This window comes from Ramlibacter alkalitolerans (assembly GCF_016722765.1).
Classification (GTDB): Bacteria; Pseudomonadota; Gammaproteobacteria; order Burkholderiales; family Burkholderiaceae_C; genus Ramlibacter; species Ramlibacter alkalitolerans.
In genome coordinates this window covers 254,220-272,634 of record NZ_JAEQND010000003.1, presented here as the reverse complement: position 1 = coordinate 272,634, position 18,415 = coordinate 254,220, and the positions used below count along the sequence as shown (strand labels likewise).

The window sequence follows — 18,415 nt, the reverse complement described above, 5'->3', positions numbered from 1 at the left end:
TCACATGGCAACCGCTTTCGTTTCGCTTTCCCGCCTGGCCGCCGCCTTCCGCCGGCTGCTCGCCACCCTGGCACCGCACACGGCGCCTTCGGCCGCTGCGCCCGCCCGCGCAGTGCCGGCAACGGCCTTGCCGGGCCAGGCGCTCAAGCCTCTGCGCGTCGTGCGCGTGCTGGAGCCGAGCGCGCCGCGCAGCACCGCCGGCCGCATGGTGATCTCGGGCCGGCTGGCGGATGTCTGCGCCGAACTCGACCGGCTCGCCGCGCTGGAGGCGCAAGGTTGCTGATACGGCAGCTTTCGTAGGCTGGGGTGAGCCGCGCAGGCGCGAACCCCAGCGATTGCACGCTGAACGCTGGGGTTGCCGAGGCTGGCGCCTCGGACTACGCGCCGCCAGCGGCGCTCGGTCGCGCTTCGCGGCTCACCGCCAGCCTACGAAGACCGCTCTCAGCGCCCCGCTGCGCCCGCCAGGTAATCCGCCTTGCCCAGGTCCACGCCGTTGTGCCGCAGGATCGCGTAGGTCATCGTGATGTGGAAGAAGAAGTTCGGCAGCGCCCAGGTGGTGAGGTAGGCCTGGGCACTCATGGTGCGCGTCTTCTCGCGTCCCACCGGGATGGTGATCTGCCTGTCCTCGCTGCCGTCGATGGCGCTGGCCGGCACCGTCTCCAGGTAGGCCAGCGTCTTCTGCACGCGTGCCCGCAGGTCGGCGAAGGTGGCCTCGTTGTCCTCGAACTTCGGCGCTTCCACGCCGGAGATGCGCGCCGCGCACAGCTTGGCCGCATCGCAGGCGATCAGCACCTGGCGCGTGAAGGGCAGCATGTCCGGCGCCAGCCGGTAGGTGGTCAGGGCTGCCGGGTCGAAGCCGCGGGCCTGCGCGTTGGCTTCGCCCTTCTCCAGGATGAAGGCCAGGTTGCGCAGCATGTGCTGGAACACGGGGATGCTCGCCGCGTACATCGACATCGTCATGGGAAATTTCCTCTTCGCTGAAAGCCGACATCTTAGGAGCGTGCGGGAAACCCCAGTCGCCGGCCCCTTCTGGCTGCCGCGCGCCGGCTGGCGCGGCCCGCCCCAGCGCAGCCATGGGCGCGACCGCATGCAAGGCACAATCGAGGGAATGAACATCGTGATCCTCGACGACTACCAGGACGCCGTGCGCAAGCTCCAGTGCGCGTCCAAGCTGGAAGCCTACCCCGCCAAGGTGTTCACCAACACCGTCAAGGGCATCGGCCAGCTCTCCGTGCGCCTGCGCGACGCCGACGTCATCGTCCTGATCCGCGAACGATCCCACATCACGCGCCAGCTCGTCGAGAAGCTGCCGCGCCTGAAGCTCATTTCCCAGACCGGCCGCGTCGGCGCCCACATCGATGTCGAAGCCTGCACCGAGCGCGGCATCGCCGTGGCCGAGGGCGTGGGCTCGCCGGTGGCGCCGGCCGAACTCACCTGGGCGCTCATCATGGCGGCGATGCGCCGCCTGCCCCAGTACATCAGCAACCTGAAGCACGGCGCCTGGCAGCAGTCCGGCATGAAGTCGTCCTCCATGCCGCCCAACTTCGGCGTCGGCCAGGTCCTGCGCGGCAAGACGCTCGGAATCTGGGGCTACGGCAAGATCGGCCAGCTGGTGGCCGGCTACGGCAAGGCCTTCGGCATGCGGGTGCAGGTCTGGGGCAGCCCGGAATCGCGGGCCCGGGCCGAGGGTGACGGCCTCATGGCCGCCACCAGCCGCGAAGCCCTGTTCACCGACAGCGACGTGCTCACGCTGCAACTGCGCCTGAACGACGAGACGCTCGGCATCGTGCGGCTGGAGGACCTGACCCGCATGAAGCCCACCGCCCTGCTGGTGAACACCTCGCGCGCGGAGCTGATCGAGCCGGAGGCGCTGATCGCCGCGCTCAACCGCGGGCGCCCGGGCATGGCCGCCATCGACGTCTTCGAAAGCGAGCCGATCCTGCAGGGCCACGCGCTGCTGCGGCTCGAGAACTGCATCTGCACTCCGCACATCGGCTACGTCGAGCAGGAAAGCTACGAGCTGTACTTCGGCGCCGCCTTCGACAACGTGGTGAACTTCATCAAGGGCACGCCCACCAACATCGTCAATCCCGGCGCCCTGCAGGTCCGCCGCTGATGACGGAATGACGCGGCTGCGCCGGCATGACCGGCGCAGCGCGCCATGACGTGAAAGGTCATGCGGCGGCAGCCGCGTCATCGATGCGAAGCGAGGTCATTCCGTCATCGCCAGCCCTGCGCGAGCCGCTGCCGGCGGTGCTGTGGCCGCTGCTGTTCGGCAATTTCGTGATCGGCACCGGCGTGATGGCGGTGCCGGGAACGCTCGACGAGATCAGCCGCGACCTCGCCGTCTCCGTGTCGACGGCCGGCCAGCTGATCTCGGCCGGCGCGCTGCTGATGTGCGTGGGCGCGCCGCTGTGCGCCTCCGTCGTCGCCGGCTGGGACAGGCGGCTGCTCCTGTCCTTGTCGATGCTCTGGTACGCCGCCCTGCACCTGGCCTGCGCGTTCGCGCCCGGCTTCGCCTCCCTGCTCCCATTGCGCGTGCTGGCCCTGGTGCCGCCGGCGATCTTCACGCCGCAGGCGGCGGCTTCGCTGGGCCTGCTGGTGCCGCTCGGGCAGCGCGGGCGCGCCATCACCTTCATCTTCCTCGGCTGGTCCCTGGCCTCGGTGGTGGGCATGCCGCTGAGCGCCCTGGTGGGCGGGACGCTCGGCTGGCGCAGCGCCATGGTGCTGGTCGCTGCCCTGAGCGTGCTCAGTGCCGCCTGGGTCTGGCGCGCCCTGCCCACCGGGGTGAAGCCGCCGGCGCTCTCGTTCGCCGCCTGGCAGCAGACGCTGCGTTCGCGCCCGCTGATGATCGTCGTGAGCGTGACGGTGCTGTCGGCCGCCGGCCAGTTCGTGCTGTTCTCGTACATGGCGCCCTACTTCCGCCAGAAGCTGGGGCTGGAGCCTGGCGCGCTGAGCCTCTACTTCCTGTGCTTCGGCGCCTTCGGCCTGGCCGGCAACGTGCTGATGACGCGCCACATCGACCGCATCGGCGCGGCGCGCTGCGTGATGATCGGGCTGGCCCTGATGGCCGCAAGCTTCGTGCTGTTCCCGCTCGGCGTCTCGCTGCCGCTGGCGATGCTGGTCACGGTGCCGTGGGCGCTGGGTTGCTTTTCGACCAACTCGGCGCAGCAGGCCCGCCTGGTCGGCATGGCGCCTGACCTGGCGTCGGCCACCGTCGCCCTGAATTCCTCCGCCATGTATGCCGGCCAGGCGGTCGGGGCGGCCGCAGGCGGCTGGCTGATCGCACGCGGCGGCATGGACTCGCTGCACTGGGCCGGGGTGGCCGGGGTGCTGGCGGCGATGGCGGCGAGCACGCTGGCCAGCCGCTTCGCGTCGGCGAAGCACTAGCGAGGCCCGGCCTCAGAGGTCCCGGGGCGCTTCGTCCAGCGACGGGTTGCCGGTGGGCTCGTCGAGATCGAAGTCCAGCGCCGGCAGCTCGCGCCGGCCCGACGCGGCCTCCGGCAGCGTGCCCAGGTCGATGTCCACGCCCAGGCGCGCCGAGGCCGGCGGCACCATCAGGTCGCGCTCCAGCCCGAGCGGCTCGGAGCGCGGCACGAGGTTCAGCGGATGCACCGCGGTGTCGTGGAAGGTCGCGGCGACGGGCGTGCCCTGCGCCGCCTGCTCCGCCAGTTCCTTGGCCACGTGGTACAGCAGCACGAGTTCGCGGTAGGCCTCGAGGCTGAACGGCTCGGCCCCCGGCAGCCCCGGCTTGCGGAAGATCGATTCCTCGATCACGTCCAGCACGCGCGGCGAGGGCCACAGGGCCACGATGCGGCCGAGCGCCCGCTCGTAGTTCTCCAGCGAATCGCCCGGCTCGCCGAAATGATCGAAATCGGGCACGCTGGCCGTGAAGCGCTGGCGGAACTCGCTGCGCAGGCGCTCGTATTCCGCCCGGCGACCCAGCGAGTGGTACAGCTCCAGCAGGTCCATCCACGCCAGCGCGCTCGTTTCGACGTCGTCGTGCACGTGCGCTTCGAGCAGCGCGATCGCCTGGTCGACCTCGCCGATGGAGAGGAAGAAATCGGCCTTGTCGTGCACGTCGATCAGTTCCTGCACGCCCACCATGCGCGTGATGCCGCCACGGCTGGCCAGGAAGTCGTCGCGGGCGAGTGCGGGCATCGCTGCGGCCGGCCGGGCGGCGGGCCGCGCAGCAGCGCCAGCGACGGACGCCGCGCCGAAGGCCGCCGCCGTCGCGGCTGCCGGCCTCACGCCGCCGTTCACCGTCACGGCGCCCGTCGCCGCGGGCGGCCGCACGGGCGCGGGCGGGCCTTCGCGCAGGATGGCCGCCGGCTGCGTCTGCAGGCCCTCCGGGCCGGCGCGCGACCCGGCGCGCAGGCTGGCCTCGCCGTGCTCGTCGAACCAGCGGCCGACGCGCTTCAAGCGCTGCTCGCCCCACCAGCGCCAGCCCACCCACGCCAGCAGCGCCAGCAGGACGGCCGACAGCGCCGCCACCAGGCCGCCGGCGATGCCGCGGTTGCCCCGGGCGCGCTCCACCTCCTCGCGCATGCGGGCGACGGTGCTCGCGTTCTGCTGGGTCAGCTCGCGCAGGGACTTGATTTCGCGTTCGACCGACTGCAGCCGCAGCGCGTCCTGCAGCGCCTCGTCCGGCCCCTTCTGCAGCGCCTTCCACAGCGCAGCCGCTTCCGCGCGGCGCTGCGGGTCGGTGGCGACCTCGCTGCGCAGCTCGGACGACAGGCGCAGTCCCGGATCGCCATCCGCGCCCAGATCCAGCGGTTCGAGCTTCAGGCGCGGCCGGGGCTCGCCGGCCTCCGGCTTGCGCGCCCGGGTGGCCGGAGCCGGCGCGGCGGGCCGGCCCGGACGCGCGGCCGGCAGGGCGGTTTCGGGCCGCAGGGCGGCCACTGCCGCATGGTCCGCTGCAGCGGCATCGCGGCGGCCCGGTGCCGCGGCACGCGGACCCGCCGCAGAGGGCGCGGCGGCCACCGGTGCCTGCGGCGAGGACTGCCGCGACGGCGCCGGGTTCGCCAGCGGCGGCTGCGCCGGCACGTTCGCCACCCGCGGCGCGGTGGCCGGTTCGTTGTCCGGCGGCACCTCGGACAGCATCACGAAGCGCCGCGTCATGCTCTGGCCGCAGCCCACGCGCAGGTAGACGGTCACCATCGGTTCGTCCACCGGGACCGGCGAGTTCACGCGCAGCACGCCCTGCCCGCCGGCGCCCGGCTCCCAGCGCACGGAAGGGTCGCGGCGCAAGCGTTCTTCGCCGTAGAAAACCTCGGCGCTGGCGCACGGCGCGTCCTCGCCGGCGGCGTCCAGCGTCACTGGGATCGCCAGGTCCAGCGGCCTGCCCAGGAGCACGGCGCCGCGGGCGCGGCCCACGGTGAGGGCGCCGGCTTCGCAGGCAAGCAGCCAGCCGCATGCGGCAAGGCCTACGGCGCGCCAGGTAACTTTGTGCAACATGAAGGCGCCCATTCTAGGCAAGCCGGAACCCGGTCCCCCAAAAAGTTGGGTCCGGAGGGCACTGCGCGCCCGCCGATAATGCCCGCATGGAGACTCGTTACAACACCATCGGCATTGCGGGCGCCGGGGCCATGGGCCGCGGCATCGCGCAGATCGCGGCGCAGGCGGGCAGCACCGTGCGTCTTTACGACACCCAGCCCGAGGCCGTGCAGCGGGCCCTGGCGGACCTGGCGACCCAATGGGACCGCCTGCAGGAAAAGGGCCGCATGGAGGCCGGGGCCGTGCAGGCGGCCAAGCAGCGGCTGCACGCCGCCGGCAGCCTGCAGGACCTGGCGGACTGCGAGCTGGTGGTCGAGGCGATCGTCGAACGGCTCGACGTGAAGAAGGCCCTGTTCGCGCAGCTCGAAGGCATCGTGGGGCCCGAGGCCGTGCTGGCCACCAACACGTCCTCGCTGTCCGTCACCGCGATCGCCAACGGGCTGCAGCGACCGCAGCGCGTCGCCGGCTACCACTTCTTCAACCCGGTGCCGCTGATGAAGGTGGTGGAGGTGATCGCCGGCCTGAAGACCGATCCCGCCGTGTGCGAAGGCCTCACCGCGTATGCCAGGCAGATGGGCCATACGCCGGTGCAGGCGCAGGACACGCCCGGCTTCATCGTCAACCACGCCGGCCGCGGCTACGGCACCGAGGCGCTGCGCATCGTCGGCGAGGGCGTGGCCGATTTCGCCACCATCGACCGCATCCTGCGCGACCAGGTCGGCTTCAGGCTCGGGCCCTTCGAGCTGATGGACCTGACCGGGCTGGACGTCTCGCATCCGGTGATGGAGTCGATCTACCGCCAGTACTACGACGAGCCGCGCTACCGCCCCAGCCCCATCGCCGCCCAGCGCGTCGCCGGCGGCATGCTGGGACGCAAGACGGCCGAGGGCTTCTACCGCTACGCCGAGGGCAAGCAGCAGGTGCCGGCCGAAGCGCCCGCGCCCACGGTGCAGGAGATTCCGCCGGTGTGGGTTTCCAACCGTGCCGCGCGCCGGGCCGAGCTGTTCCAGCTGCTCAAGGACCTGGGCGCCAAGGTGGAGACCGGCCAGTCGCCCTCCGCGCAGGCGCTCACGCTGGTGGCGCCGCTCGGTTTCGACGTCACCACGGTGGCGGTGGTGGAGCGGCTCGACCCCGCCCGCACCGTCGGCATCGACCTGCTGATCGAGGATGCCGCCACGAAGCGCCGCGTGCTCGCCACCAACCCCGCGACGCGCCCCGACATGCGCGATGCCGCCCACGCCCTGTTCGCCCGCGACGGCAAGCCGGTCAGCGTGATCCGCGACTCGGGCGGCTTCGTCACGCAGCGCGTCGTCGGCACCATCGTCAACATCGCGGCCGACATGTGCCAGCAGCGCGTCTGCTCGCCGCGCGACCTGGAAACGGCGGTGACGCTGGGCCTGGGCTATCCGCTCGGCCCGCTGGCCATGGGGGACCGCTGGGGCCCGACGAACATCCTGGAAGTTCTGTTCAACCTGCAGACGGTGTACGGCGACCCGCGCTACCGCCCCAGCCCCTGGCTGCGCCGCCGCGGCGCCATCGGCCTGTCGCTGCTGCAGGAAGAGGCCTGAACCCATGCCCGCGGAACTGAAAAGCGCCAGCCAGGGCCGCACCATGGTCCTGACCATCAGCAATCCGGAACTGCGCAACGCGCTGGGGCCGGAGATCTACGCGGCCGGCGTCGAGGCGCTCAACGCGGCGGACAGCAACCCCGAGGTGCGCAGCGTCGTCATCACCGGCGCCGGCAACACCTTCTGCGCCGGCGGCAACCTGCAGCGCCTGCTGGCCAATCGCGAGCAGCCGCCCGCGGTGCAGGCGCAATCCATCGACGGCCTGCACGGCTGGATCGAGGCGATCCGCACCTTTCCCAAGCCGGTGATCGCCGCGGTCGAAGGCGCCGCCGCGGGCGCGGGCTTCTCGCTGGCGCTGGCCTGCGACTTCATCGTGGCGGCGGAGGACGCCGTGTTCGTGATGGCCTACAGCAGCGTCGCGCTGTCGCCGGATGGCGGCGGCACCTGGAGCCTCGCGCAGGCCTTGCCGCGGCAGGCCGTCAACGAGCTGCTGATGTGCGGCGAGCGCATCGGTCCGCTGCGCCTGCAGCAGTTCGGCATGGTCAACCGCGTCAGCGCTCCCGGCGCGGCGCTGCAGGAGGCCCTGGAATTCGCCGCAAGGCTCAACGAGCGTGCGCCCAATGCGATCGCCAGCATCAAGGAGCTGGTCAACGACGCGGGCGACACCCCCCTGGCCCGCCACCTAGCCGCGGAGCGCGAGCACTTCGTGCGCAACCTGCACCACGCCAACGGCGGGATCGGCATCGGCGCCTTCCTGGCCAAGCAGAAGCCGGACTACGAATGAGCGCGGCCCCCGATGCGACGCAGGAGGCCCGGCAGTCGCTCACAAGACAGACCATGGACGACCCCATTCTTACCATCGAGGAGCGCGCCGCCATCAACAACGGCCGCTGGTTCTCCTCCCTTTCCCCATCGCTGCGCCACGACATCCTCCGATGCGCCTTCGTCAAACGCTACAAGGACGGCGAACTGATCTGCGCCCGCGGCGACCCGGCCGAGTTCTGGAGCGCGGTGGCGCGCGGCGCGGTGCGCGTGAGCTCGACCTCCATCACCGGCAGGCAGGTCACCCTGACCTATGTGGAACCGGGGATCTGGTTCGGTGACGTCGCCATCTTCGACGGCGAGCGCCGCACCCACGATGCCTACGCGCACGGCGACACCACCATGCTGCTCGTCTCGCGGGCGGACCTGCAGAAGATCCTGTCGCAGCACGTGGAGCTGTACGAGGCCCTGCTGCGGCTGCAGGCCCGCCGCATCCGCCAGCTGTTCGGGCTGGTGGAGGACCTCAACACGCTGCCGCTGCGGGCGCGCCTGGCCAAGCAGCTGGCGCACCTGGTGCGCAGCTACGGCGTGCCCTCGCTGGCCGATGGCCGCGAGGTGCGCATCGGCCTGCAGCTCGCGCAGGAGGAACTCGCGCAGCTGCTGGGCGCCTCGCGCCAGCGCGTCAACCAGGAGCTCAAGCAGATGGAACGCGAAGACGTGATCCGCATCGAACCGGGCGGCCTGGTGGTGCGCAATCGCGAAAGCCTGCTGCGCATCGTCGAAGCCGACAACGAGAAGTGACCGCCCCATGAGCGAGCAGAACTACGAGCATTTCGTCGGCACCCGGCCGGTGTCCGAGCGCCACGCCTTCGACGTCGATGCGCTCACCGCCTGGCTGGAGCGCAACCTCGAAGGCTTCCGCGGTCCGCTGTCGGTGGAGATGTTCAAGGGTGGGCAGTCCAACCCGACGTACAAGCTGGTGACGCCGCAGCGCAGCTACGTGATGCGCTCCAAGCCGGGGCCGGTCGCCAAGCTGCTGCCCTCGGCGCACGCGGTGGAGCGCGAGTTCGCCGTCATGCGCGGGCTCGCCGGCACCGATGTCCCGGTGCCGCGGATGCACGTGCTGTGCGAGGACGAGTCGGTGATCGGCCGCGCCTTCTACATCATGGAGTTCATGCAGGGCCGCGTGCTGTGGGACCAGGCCCTCCCCGGCATCGCGCCGGCCGAGCGCGCCCGCATCTACGACGAGATGAACCGCGTGATCGCGGCGCTGCACACGGTGAAATTCGCGGAACGCGGCCTGGCGGGCTACGGCAAGCCGGGCAACTACTTCGAGCGCCAGATCGGCCGCTGGAGCAAGCAGTACAAGGCCTCGACCGATGGCGCCGGGCCCATGAGCCAGCCGATCCCGGAGATGGAACGGCTGCTCGAATGGCTGCCGGCGCACATCCCGCCGGCGGCGCGCGACGAAGGCAAGGTCTCGATCGTGCACGGCGACTACCGGCTGGACAACCTGATGTTCCACGAGACCGAGCCACGCGCCGTGGCGGTGCTCGACTGGGAGCTTTCCACGCTGGGCCATCCGCTGGCGGACTTCAGCTACCACTGCATGGCCTGGCACGTCCCACACGGCTCGTTCCGCGGCATCGGCGGGCTCGACCACGCCGCGCTGGGCATCCCGAGCGAGGACGACTACATCCGCCGCTACTGCGATCGCACGGGCCTGTCGACCGTCGCCGACCTGAAGGCCGACTGGAACTTCTACATGGCCTACAACATGTTCCGCATCGCCGCCATCCTGCAGGGCATCGCCAAGCGCGTGGAGGCCGGCACCGCCTCTAGCCAGCAGGCGGTGGCTTCCGGCAAGTCCGCGCGGCCGATGGCGGAACTGGCCTGGAGCTTCGCGCAGCGGGCCTGACTCTCCAACCACGAGGAACTGCATCCACCATGGACTTCGACTACTCTGCCAAGACCAAGGAACTCCAGGCCCGCCTGCAGAAGTTCATGGACGACCACGTGTACCCGAACGAGGGCACGTACAAGAAGCAGCTGCAGGCCAACACCGATGCCGGCAAGCGCTGGACGCCGATCCCGATCATCGAGGAGCTCAAGCCGAAGGCGCGCGCCGCCGGCCTGTGGAACCTGTTCCTGCCCGTCGACAGCGCGCAGAAATCCGGCTACGAAGGCGCCGGCCTGACGAACCTCGAATACGCGCCGATGGCGGAGATCATGGGCCGCGTGCCGTGGTCGTCGGAGGTCTTCAACTGCTCGGCGCCCGACACCGGCAACATGGAGACGCTGGCGCGCTACGGCTCCGAGGAGATCAAGGCGCGGTGGCTGAAGCCGCTGCTGGAAGGCGAGATCCGCTCGGCCTTCGCGATGACCGAGCCGGAAGTCGCCTCGTCCGACGCCACCAACATCCAGACCCGCATCGAGCGCCAGGGCGACGACTACGTGATCAACGGCCACAAGTGGTGGATCTCCGGCGCGCCGGATCCGCGCTGCAAGGTCTACATCACGATGGGCAAGACCGACCCGGAGGCGCCGCGCCATTCGCAGCAGAGCATGATCGTGGTGCCGGCGGACACGCCCGGCATCCGCATCGTGCGGCCGCTCGACGTGTTCGGCTACGACGACGCCCCGCACGGCCACGCGGAGATGTACTTCGAGAACGTGAGGGTGCCGGCCGGAAACATCCTGCTGGGCGAAGGCCGCGGCTTCGAGATCGCGCAGGGGCGCCTGGGCCCGGGGCGCATCCACCACTGCATGCGCCTGATCGGGCTGGCCGAGCGCGCGCTGGAGCTGATGTGCCGCCGCTCGCTGGAGCGCGTCGCGTTCGGCAAGCCGGTGGCGCAGCAGACCGTCACGCAGGAACGCATCGCGGAGGCGCGCTGCAAGATCGACATGGCGCGCCTGCTCACGCTCAAGGCCGCGTGGATCATGGACATGGCCGGCAACAAGGTCGCCCGCACCGAGATCGCGATGATCAAGGTGGTAGCGCCCAACATGGCCTGCCAGGTGATCGACTGGGCGATCCAGGCCCATGGCGGCGGCGGCGTCTCGGGCGCCTTCCCGCTGGCGCAGGCCTATGCGCACGCGCGCACGCTGCGCTTCGCCGACGGCCCGGACGAAGTGCACCGCAACGCCATCGCCAAGTGGGAGCTGGGCAAGTACGGCAGCGGCGGCCGCGACGCGCCGGCACCGGTGACCAGGGGTTCGTGATCTCGTCATCGAGAACCGGTGGCTGTTCCCGCAGGTAGAACGCAGAAGCCGCAGAAGTGACGCAGAAGCCGCAGAAGGACATCCATCGAACCGGATGTTTTCTGCGGCTTTCGTCTTCCTTTTGCGGTTTCTGCGTTCGAATTGCTTCGTGTCCGCCCGGTGCTGATCAGCGCCGCGTCCCGAACGCCCCCAGCGCGCTTTCGCAGGCCGCGATGAACACCGTGCTGGCGTGATCCAGCGTGCTCGTGACCGCCGGCTGGTACTGCATGCGCAGATAGCACTTGCCGCGCATCAGCACGAGCATGAAGGGCTGCTGCACGCCCGGCGGCGGCGTGGGCGCACCGAGAAGCAGCTCGACCAGCGCGTTGTCGACCCAAGCGAGCGCATGTTCGCGCCGGTCGGACAGCACGGCGTAGCGCCTCCAGAACGCCTGCGGCACGCCCTCCCAGCCGATCTCGTCGTACATCGCCAGCCAGCGCATTTCCTCCGGCAGGCGCGGATCGGCCGTGGTCTGCAGCGTGTCGGTGATCATGCTGTAGGCGCGCCGCTCCAGGGCGTCCTTCAGCGGGCGGCTGATGATCAGCGCGCCGACGTCGTCGAACACGCCGAGTTCGGCGCGGGCGCGCAATTCCTCCCCGTGGATGTAGTCGCGCGTGGGCTTGCCCAGTTCCATCCGCCAGGCGTGGCCTCCGACCTTGCCGTGCATGGACGCCGTGTGGCCCAGCGGCCCCATCGAAAAGCTCAGGCCGCGCGAGGCCGCCCATTCGGACACCGGTCCGTTGGGCGACAGCGAGGACCCCGGCCCGCCATCGCCTTGCGTGGTCCCGCGCTGGAAGACTTTCCGGATGCGGTCGAACATGCGCCGGTTTGCCCTGAAGTTGCCTCATCATAGAGAAACAGGAGGTCCCTGCGTGTCGACGATTGCCGTCCATTCCTGGCCCACGCCGAACGGCCACAAGGTGCACATCATGCTGGAGGAGTGCGGCCTGCCCTACGAGGCGATCCCGGTGAACATCGGCGCCGGCGAGCAGTTCAGGCCCGACTTCCTTGCCATCAGCCCGAACAACAAGATCCCCGCGATCGTCGATCCGGACGGGCCCGACGGCGAGCCGATCCCGGTGTTCGAATCGGGCGCCATCCTGGTGTACCTGGCGGCCAAGACCGGGCGCTTCCTGCCCGCCGGCGACCGCGCGAAGTACGAGGTGCTGCAGTGGCTGATGTTCCAGATGGGCGGCGTCGGGCCGATGCTGGGGCAGTGCCACCACTTCCGCATCTACGCGCCCGAGAAGATTGCCTACGCCATCGACCGCTACACCAACGAGGCGAAGCGCCTGTACGGCGTGATCGACAAGCGCCTGGCGCAAAGCGAGTGGCTCGGTGGGGCCGAGTACTCGATCGCCGACATCGCGACCTTTCCGTGGCTGCGCAGCTGGCAGAACCAGGGCGTGCAGCTGGAGGACTATCCGCACCTGCAGCGCTGGTTCGACACGATCGCGCAGCGCCCGGCGGTGCAGCGCGGCGTGAAGGTGCTGGCGGAACTGCGCAAGCCGATCACCGAGGATGCGAAGGCGCGCGAGATCTTGTTCGGGGCGGCGCAGTACCAGCGGCGGTGAGGATGGTCCTCGCAGGCCGGGGGGGACGCGCGAACGCGACGGAACCCCGGCGCTTCGCGCATTGCTGGGGTTCGCGCGCTGGCGCGGCTCACCGCCAGCCTACGCCCGCACCCGCATCAAGCCCGCAAGCGGCACAGACTGAACGTCGCCGACGCCGCCGCCAGCGCTGACGCCAGCCCCAGCGCGATCGCCGGCCCGCCGCCCTCCACGCCCACCACGCTGAAGATCAGCCCCAGCATGACGGCGCCCAGCGACTGCCCGGTGAGCCGCGCCGTCCCCAGCATGCCGCTGGCGGCGCCGGCCCGCGGCAGCGGGGCGCTGGTCACGATGGTGTGGTTGTTGGGCGACTGGAACAGCCCGAAGCCGGCGCCGCAGAGGACCAGCGGCAAGGCCATCTGCCAGTCCGCCGGGCGCGCCGGCAGCAGCGCCAGGCACAGCAGCCCGAGCGACAGCACGCCCTGCCCGATGCCACCCAGCACGCCGGCCGGATGGCGCCCGACCAGCCGGCCGGCGATCGGTGCCATCACGACCACGGCCGCCGGCCACGCCGTGATCATCAGGCCGGCGGCGAGGTGGCTGCGCCCCTGGCCCTGCAACAGCAGGAAGGGCAAGGCGATGAAGGCGAGCGTCTGCGCCGCGAATGCGGTCACCGACGTGCACATCGACAGCGCGAACACCGGGATGCGCAGCAGGTCCACCGGAAACAGCGGTGCGGCCTGCCGCCGCTGCCCGCGCACGTACACCCAGGCGACGGCGAGGCCGAGCGCCAGCAGGCCGGCACCGGTTGCGAGCATCCTGGCGTCGGGGGCGCCGCCGCGGCGGGCGCCGAAGGCGTCGGCACCCAGGAACACCAGCGAGAACATCGCGATGTTGAGCGCGACCTCGATGGCGCGCAGCGGCTGCCCGCCGACACGCGGCGGGTTGTGCGGCAAGGCGCGCCGTCCGATCCACAGCAGCACGACCCCGAGCGGCACCTGGATCACGAACAGCCACGGCCACGAGGCCACCGAGAGCACCAGCGCCGCGATGCTCGGCCCGGCGACCGAGGAGGTCGCGACCACCACGGAATTGAGCGCCAGCGCGCGCCCCAGCACGGCGCCGGGATACGTCAGTCGCACCAGTGCCGCGTTGACGGCCATCATGCCGGCCGCGCCGAAGCCTTGCACCGCGCGCGCGCCGGCCAGCAGCGGCAGCGAGGGCGCCACCACGCAGCCCAGGGAGGCGGCGGTGAACACGGCCAGTCCCACCAGGTACACGGCGCGGTAGCCCACGCGCTCGCCCAGCTTGGCGCAGGGCAGCAGCAGGCCCAGCGTGGCGAGCTGGTAGGCGTTGACCACCCACACCGACGCGGCCGGCGAGGCGCCGAAATGCCGGGTGATGTCCGGCAACGCCAGGTTCACGAGGGTGGCATCGAGCACCGACAGCGCGATGCCCAGGAGGATGGCGGCCATGGCCCAATAGCGTTCGGGCACCGGCAGGCCGTCGGGGAGGACGGACGTCCCCTCTTCGTACTTCTTCTGCACTGGCGGGAGTCTAGCCGTTGGCATGCAAACGTTCATGGGGAAGGGCATTGCACGGGACCGTGGTGCCGGGGCTGCACCGCTGGGGTTCGCGCGCTGGCGCGGCTCACCGCCAGCCTACAATCCGGCGCTTTGCCTGGCGACCTTTTCGACTCCTGATGTTCAAGAACGCCTGTTTCTTCCGCGTCGCGGAGGACTTCGTCCTGCCCGACCTCGCCGCCCTCGAGCGCGTCCTGCAGAAATCCCGTTTCGTCCCCTGCGGCCCCACCCAGCCGGAATCCACCGGCTGGGTGCCGCCGCGCGGCAACAAGAGCAAGGTGATGGCCGAAAGCGTCGCCGGCCACCTGATCCTCAAGCAATGCACCGAGAAGCGCGCGGTGCCCTCCTCCGCCATCAAGGCCGCGGTGGAGGAGAAGATCGAGCGCTACAAGCTCGAAACCGGCAACGAGCGCGTGCCGGCCAGGCTGAAGAAGGATTTCAAGGAGGAGGTCCTGCTGGACCTGCTGCCGCGCGCCTTCAGCAAGCGCAGCACCACCCTGCTGTGGCTGGATCCGCGCGAGAGGCTGCTGGTGGTGGACGCCGGCAGCCTGGCCGCCGCCGACCGCATCGTCTCCTCCCTGCTGGCGGCGCTGCTCGAGGTGCCGGGTGCCGGGCCCGCACTCGACCTGCAACTGGTGCAGACGCAGACCTCGCCGGCCGCCTCGATGTCGCACTGGCTGGTCACGCGCGAGGCGCCCTGGCGCTTCACCGTCGACCGCGACTGCGAGTTGAAGGCGCCCGACGAGCAGAAGTCCACCGTGCGCTATTCGCGCCACACGCTGGACATCGACGAGGTCGCCGAGCACATAGCCGCCGGCAAGATGCCCACCCAGCTCGCGCTGACCTGGAACGATCGCGTCTCCTTCGTGCTGAGCGACGCCGGGCAGCTGCGCAAGCTCAAGATGCTGGACGTCGTCGTGAAGGAAGCCGACGACACCAAGGGCAAGGACGATGAAGGCTTCGACACCAACGCCGCCATCCTCACGGGCGAGCTGTCGGCCCTGATTCCCGACCTGCTGGAAGCGCTGGGCGGGGAACTGTCGCCCGGCGCGGCGCCCGTCGCCGAACTCGCGCTCGCAGCCTAGCGGCGACCCCGGGTTCGCGAGCGCAGCGACATCTCCTGTGGCAGCATTGCCGCGGGAGGTGCCGCCATGCAATCGGAACCGCAAGTCGCCAGGAGCGCCATCCTCGAGGTGGCTTTGCACCTGGCCCGCCAGAGCAGCTGGGATGCGATCCACCTGTTCGAGATCGCGCGCGAGATGGGCGTGCCCCTGGCCGAGATCCATCGCCACTTCCCCAACAAGGACGCGCTCGCCGAGGCCTGGCTCGACGTCGCCGATGCCGCCCTGCTGCAGCTGCCGCAGGTGCCCGGCTGGCGGGAGCTGCCGCAGCGCGAACGCCTGCAGCAGGCGTACACGACCTGGCTGGACGCCCTCGCTCCGCATCGGGAGCTCACCCGCGAGATGCTGGGCTACAAGCTGCAGCCGGAGCACATGCACCTGCAGGCGCGCGGCATCATGCGCACCAGCGACACGGTGCAGTGGATCCGCGAAGTGGCGATGCTGCCGGAAGTCGGCTGGCGGCGCGAACTCGCCGAGACCGTGCTGACCACGATCTTCCTCACCGTCGTTGCGCACTGGCTGTTCGACGCATCGCCGCATTCGCGCCGCACCAAGGCGCTGCTTGCGCAGCTCCTGAACGCTGCGGATTTGGGCGCCCGGCTCACCGCCGGACGACTGCGCCGCCAGCCGCTCCCCGCCGCGGCTAGTTGACGCCCAGGTACGCCTGCCGGATGTAGTCGTCGGCGCCCAGCTCCGCGCTGCTGCCGCAGCGCCCCACCTGCCCGTGCTCCAGCACGTAGACGCGGTCGGCCACGCGCAGGGCCGACTGCGCGTCCTGTTCCGCCATCAGGATCGCGGTGCCGGCGGCCTGGATGCGCTTGATGGCGTCGAAGATCTCCAGCTTGAGGCGGTGCGCGATGCCCACCGAAGGCTCGTCGAGCAGCAGCAGCGCGGGCCGCCCCATCAGCGCCCGGCCGATGGCGACCATCTGCTGCTGCCCGCCGGACAGCGTGCTGACCACCTGCGCGCCGCGCTCCTCGAGCACGGGAAAGAGGCGATAGACCTGTTCGAGATCCGCTTCGACCTGTGCGCGGTCGCTGCGCAGGTAGGCGCCGAGCATCAGGTTCTTCAGCACCGTGAGTTCCGGGAACAGGCGCCGCCCTTCCGGGCAGTGGCAGATGCCCTTGCCGACCACGGCGTGGGCCGGCAAGGCCTGCAGCGATTCGCCGCGGAAGGACAGCGTGCCCGAGGAAGGCTGCGCGCGCGAGATCGCCTTGAGCAAGGTGCTCTTGCCGGCACCGTTCGGGCCCAGCACGGCGACGAACTCGCCCGGCGCGACGTCCAGCGAGACGTTCTCCAGCGCCACCGCCTTGCCGTAGGCCACCGAGAGCCGGCGCACCTCAAGCAGCATGGGCGGCTTCCGGCGCGTGCGCGTCGCGGCCGATGTAGGCCTCGATCACGGCGGGGTTGCGCACGATCTCCTCGGGCGCGCCTTGCGCGATCACGGCCCCGAAATCGAGGGCGACGACGCGCTGCACCAGGCTCATGAACTCGCGCAGCTTGTGCTCGATCAGCACCACCGTCAGGCCCTCCTGCGCGTGCACCTGCCGGATCAGCGCCGAGAGCTCGGCCATCTCGCCGCTGCCGAGGCCGGCGAAGGGTTCGTCCAGCAGCAGCAGGCGGGGCCGCGCGGCGAGGGCCCGTGCGATTTCGAGCCGGCGCTGGTCGCCATAGGACAGCACGTCCACCGGCACGTCCTCGCGCCCGGCCAGGCCCACGCGCTGCAGCAGTTCGCGGCCGCGCGCACGCAGGTCGGCGCGGGGTTCGCGCTGCGCGCCGAGGGCGCCGACGACCACGTTTTCCAGCACCGTCAGGCCGGTGAACGGCCGGCACAGCTGGAAGGTGCGCGAGATGCCCCGGGCGGCGATGCGGTGCGGCGGCAGGCGCAGCAGGCTGTGGCCCTCGAACACGATGCGCGCGCCCGGATCGGGCGGGATGAAGCCGGTGAGCAGGTTGTAGAGCGTCGTCTTGCCGGCGCCGTTGGGACCGAGGATGCCGACGATCTCCCCGCGCTGCACGGTGCAGGCGAAGTCGCGCAAGGCGTGCAGCCCGCCGAAATGCTTGTTCAGGTTCGCGACTTCGAGCAGCGCCGTCATGCCTGCTGCTCCAGGCCGTCCGTCACGGGCACCAGGGGCTGCTTGCGCCCGCGCTTCAGGGCGGCGCGCAGGCGCGTCCACAGCGGCGCCACCAGCCCCTTGGGCAGGAAGAACAGGATCGCGATCAGGACGCAGCTGTAGACCATCAGCCGCCATTCGCCGAAGCGGCGCAGCAGCTCCGTCATCAGCACCAGCAGCACGGCGCCGCCCACCGGCCCGTAGATCGTGCCCATGCCGCCCACGTAGACCATGGTGATGATCGTGATGGAGGTGACCACCGCGAACAGCTGCGGGCTGACCTGCAGCTGGTAGTGCGCGTACATCGCCCCGCCGGCGCCGGCGAACGCGGCGCTGATCACCAGCGAGGCGATCTTGTAGAACGTGACGTTGATGCCGGCGGCCTGGCAGGTGGCCTCGTCGCCGCGGATCGCGCGCAGGATCAGCCCCCAGTGCGATCGGGCGAGCACCAGCAGCACCGCCGTGATCAGCACCAGCGTGCCCAGCACGAAGTAGTAGAACCCGAGCTGCGAGCGGATCAGCGGCGCCAGCCCGTTGATGCCCTCCTCGCCGCCGGTGTGTTCCCAGAAGATCAGCATCAGCCGCTGCATGATCACCGCGCCGGAGAGCATGGCCAGGGCGAAATACGGACCCTTCAGGCGCAGCGTCGGCAGGCCGATCAGCAGCGCGAACAGGACCGCCACCCCCATGGCGGCCGGCAGGCTCCACCACGGGCTGGCACCGAAGCCCGTGTTGAGGAAGCCCGCCGTGTACGCGCCGACGCCGATGAACAGGCTGTGGCCGAAATTCTCGCGGCCCGTCAGCCCGGACATGAAGTCCCAGCTCACCGCCCAGATGCCGTAGATCGCGCTGACGGTGAGCACGCCGATCAGGTAGTTGCTGGGAAAGACGAGCGGCAGCAACGCCATGACGCCGACGAGGCCGGCGGCGGCGGTGAGGTCGAGGCGGTGGCGCAGCATG

At 70.6% G+C, this 18,415-nt stretch carries 18 protein-coding genes; 11 read left to right on the top strand and 7 right to left on the bottom strand.

The window, feature by feature from the left end; genetic code table 11:
- Nucleotides 1-4: 4 nt before the first annotated feature.
- Nucleotides 5-283: a hypothetical protein gene (locus JI746_RS06655; RefSeq protein WP_201688015.1), complete on the top strand. Its 279-nt coding sequence runs from the start codon at nucleotides 5-7 to the stop codon at nucleotides 281-283.
- A gap of 158 nt (nucleotides 284-441) precedes the next feature.
- On the opposite strand, the gene JI746_RS06650 is transcribed toward JI746_RS06655, so the two are convergent.
- Nucleotides 442-960 (bottom strand): DUF1993 domain-containing protein, encoded by a 519-nt coding sequence (locus JI746_RS06650; protein WP_201688014.1) that lies wholly within the window; start codon nucleotides 958-960, stop codon nucleotides 442-444.
- Between the two features lie 148 nt (nucleotides 961-1,108).
- On the opposite strand from JI746_RS06650, the gene JI746_RS06645 reads away from it, so the two are divergent.
- Together JI746_RS06645 and JI746_RS06640 are read left to right on the top strand one after the other, a co-directional pair.
- Complete coding sequence (locus JI746_RS06645) at nucleotides 1,109-2,116, top strand: D-2-hydroxyacid dehydrogenase family protein (protein WP_201688013.1); 1,008 nt, start codon at nucleotides 1,109-1,111, stop codon at nucleotides 2,114-2,116.
- Nucleotides 2,117-2,199: 83 nt separating this feature from the next.
- Nucleotides 2,200-3,390, top strand: a complete 1,191-nt coding sequence (locus tag JI746_RS06640) for an MFS transporter (protein WP_201688012.1) — start codon at nucleotides 2,200-2,202, stop codon at nucleotides 3,388-3,390.
- A gap of 12 nt (nucleotides 3,391-3,402) precedes the next feature.
- Here the strand turns inward: JI746_RS06640 and JI746_RS06635 are convergent, their stop codons facing one another.
- On the bottom strand, nucleotides 3,403-5,457 hold the full coding sequence (locus tag JI746_RS06635) for a type IV pilus assembly protein FimV (protein ID WP_201688011.1): 2,055 nt from the start codon (nucleotides 5,455-5,457) through the stop codon (nucleotides 3,403-3,405).
- Nucleotides 5,458-5,543: 86 nt separating this feature from the next.
- On the opposite strand from JI746_RS06635, the gene JI746_RS06630 reads away from it, so the two are divergent.
- Genes JI746_RS06630 through JI746_RS06610 form a run of 5 tightly spaced genes read left to right on the top strand, consistent with a single transcriptional unit; the run spans nucleotide 5,544 to nucleotide 11,048 of the window.
- Complete coding sequence (locus tag JI746_RS06630; RefSeq protein ID WP_201688010.1) at nucleotides 5,544-7,064, top strand: 3-hydroxyacyl-CoA dehydrogenase; 1,521 nt, start codon at nucleotides 5,544-5,546, stop codon at nucleotides 7,062-7,064.
- 4 nt (nucleotides 7,065-7,068) lie between these two features.
- A complete protein-coding gene (locus tag JI746_RS06625; protein WP_201688009.1) occupies nucleotides 7,069-7,848 on the top strand; it encodes an oxepin-CoA hydrolase, alternative type in 780 nt (259 codons plus the stop codon).
- Nucleotides 7,849-7,901: 53 nt separating this feature from the next.
- Nucleotides 7,902-8,627 carry a Crp/Fnr family transcriptional regulator gene (locus JI746_RS06620; protein ID WP_201688190.1) on the top strand — a complete coding sequence of 242 codons (726 nt, stop codon included), beginning with the start codon at nucleotides 7,902-7,904 and terminating at the stop codon, nucleotides 8,625-8,627.
- Nucleotides 8,628-8,634: 7 nt separating this feature from the next.
- Nucleotides 8,635-9,744: a phosphotransferase gene (locus JI746_RS06615; protein ID WP_201688008.1), complete on the top strand. Its 1,110-nt coding sequence runs from the start codon at nucleotides 8,635-8,637 to the stop codon at nucleotides 9,742-9,744.
- Between the two features lie 29 nt (nucleotides 9,745-9,773).
- Nucleotides 9,774-11,048, top strand: a complete 1,275-nt coding sequence (locus JI746_RS06610; RefSeq protein ID WP_201688007.1) for an acyl-CoA dehydrogenase family protein — start codon at nucleotides 9,774-9,776, stop codon at nucleotides 11,046-11,048.
- A gap of 166 nt (nucleotides 11,049-11,214) precedes the next feature.
- On the opposite strand, the gene JI746_RS06605 is transcribed toward JI746_RS06610, so the two are convergent.
- Entirely contained in the window at nucleotides 11,215-11,907 is a 693-nt protein-coding gene (locus JI746_RS06605; protein WP_201688006.1) for a hypothetical protein, read from the bottom strand.
- A gap of 52 nt (nucleotides 11,908-11,959) precedes the next feature.
- On the opposite strand from JI746_RS06605, the gene JI746_RS06600 reads away from it, so the two are divergent.
- Nucleotides 11,960-12,661: a glutathione binding-like protein gene (locus JI746_RS06600; RefSeq protein WP_408004080.1), complete on the top strand. Its 702-nt coding sequence runs from the start codon at nucleotides 11,960-11,962 to the stop codon at nucleotides 12,659-12,661.
- Between the two features lie 116 nt (nucleotides 12,662-12,777).
- Here the strand turns inward: JI746_RS06600 and JI746_RS06595 are convergent, their stop codons facing one another.
- On the bottom strand, nucleotides 12,778-14,208 hold the full coding sequence (locus tag JI746_RS06595) for an MFS transporter (protein ID WP_201688004.1): 1,431 nt from the start codon (nucleotides 14,206-14,208) through the stop codon (nucleotides 12,778-12,780).
- 131 nt (nucleotides 14,209-14,339) lie between these two features.
- On the opposite strand from JI746_RS06595, the gene JI746_RS06590 reads away from it, so the two are divergent.
- Both JI746_RS06590 and JI746_RS06585 read left to right on the top strand, forming a co-directional pair.
- Nucleotides 14,340-15,305 carry a recombination-associated protein RdgC gene (locus JI746_RS06590; RefSeq protein WP_201688003.1) on the top strand — a complete coding sequence of 322 codons (966 nt, stop codon included), beginning with the start codon at nucleotides 14,340-14,342 and terminating at the stop codon, nucleotides 15,303-15,305.
- Between the two features lie 66 nt (nucleotides 15,306-15,371).
- Complete coding sequence (locus tag JI746_RS06585; protein ID WP_201688002.1) at nucleotides 15,372-15,992, top strand: TetR/AcrR family transcriptional regulator; 621 nt, start codon at nucleotides 15,372-15,374, stop codon at nucleotides 15,990-15,992.
- On the opposite strand, the gene JI746_RS06580 is transcribed toward JI746_RS06585, so the two are convergent.
- From JI746_RS06580 to JI746_RS06570, 3 genes are read right to left on the bottom strand one after another with little or no spacing between them, the layout of a single operon-like run.
- Complete coding sequence (locus JI746_RS06580; RefSeq protein WP_201688001.1) at nucleotides 15,985-16,692, bottom strand: ABC transporter ATP-binding protein; 708 nt, start codon at nucleotides 16,690-16,692, stop codon at nucleotides 15,985-15,987. The genes JI746_RS06585 and JI746_RS06580 overlap by 8 nt on opposite strands.
- Nucleotides 16,682-17,428 carry an ABC transporter ATP-binding protein gene (locus tag JI746_RS06575; protein ID WP_201688189.1) on the bottom strand — a complete coding sequence of 249 codons (747 nt, stop codon included), beginning with the start codon at nucleotides 17,426-17,428 and terminating at the stop codon, nucleotides 16,682-16,684. Before JI746_RS06575 ends, JI746_RS06580 begins: the two co-directional genes overlap by 11 nt.
- A gap of 5 nt (nucleotides 17,429-17,433) precedes the next feature.
- On the bottom strand, nucleotides 17,434-18,414 hold the full coding sequence (locus tag JI746_RS06570) for a branched-chain amino acid ABC transporter permease (protein ID WP_201688000.1): 981 nt from the start codon (nucleotides 18,412-18,414) through the stop codon (nucleotides 17,434-17,436).
- Nucleotide 18,415: the final 1 nt, after the last annotated feature.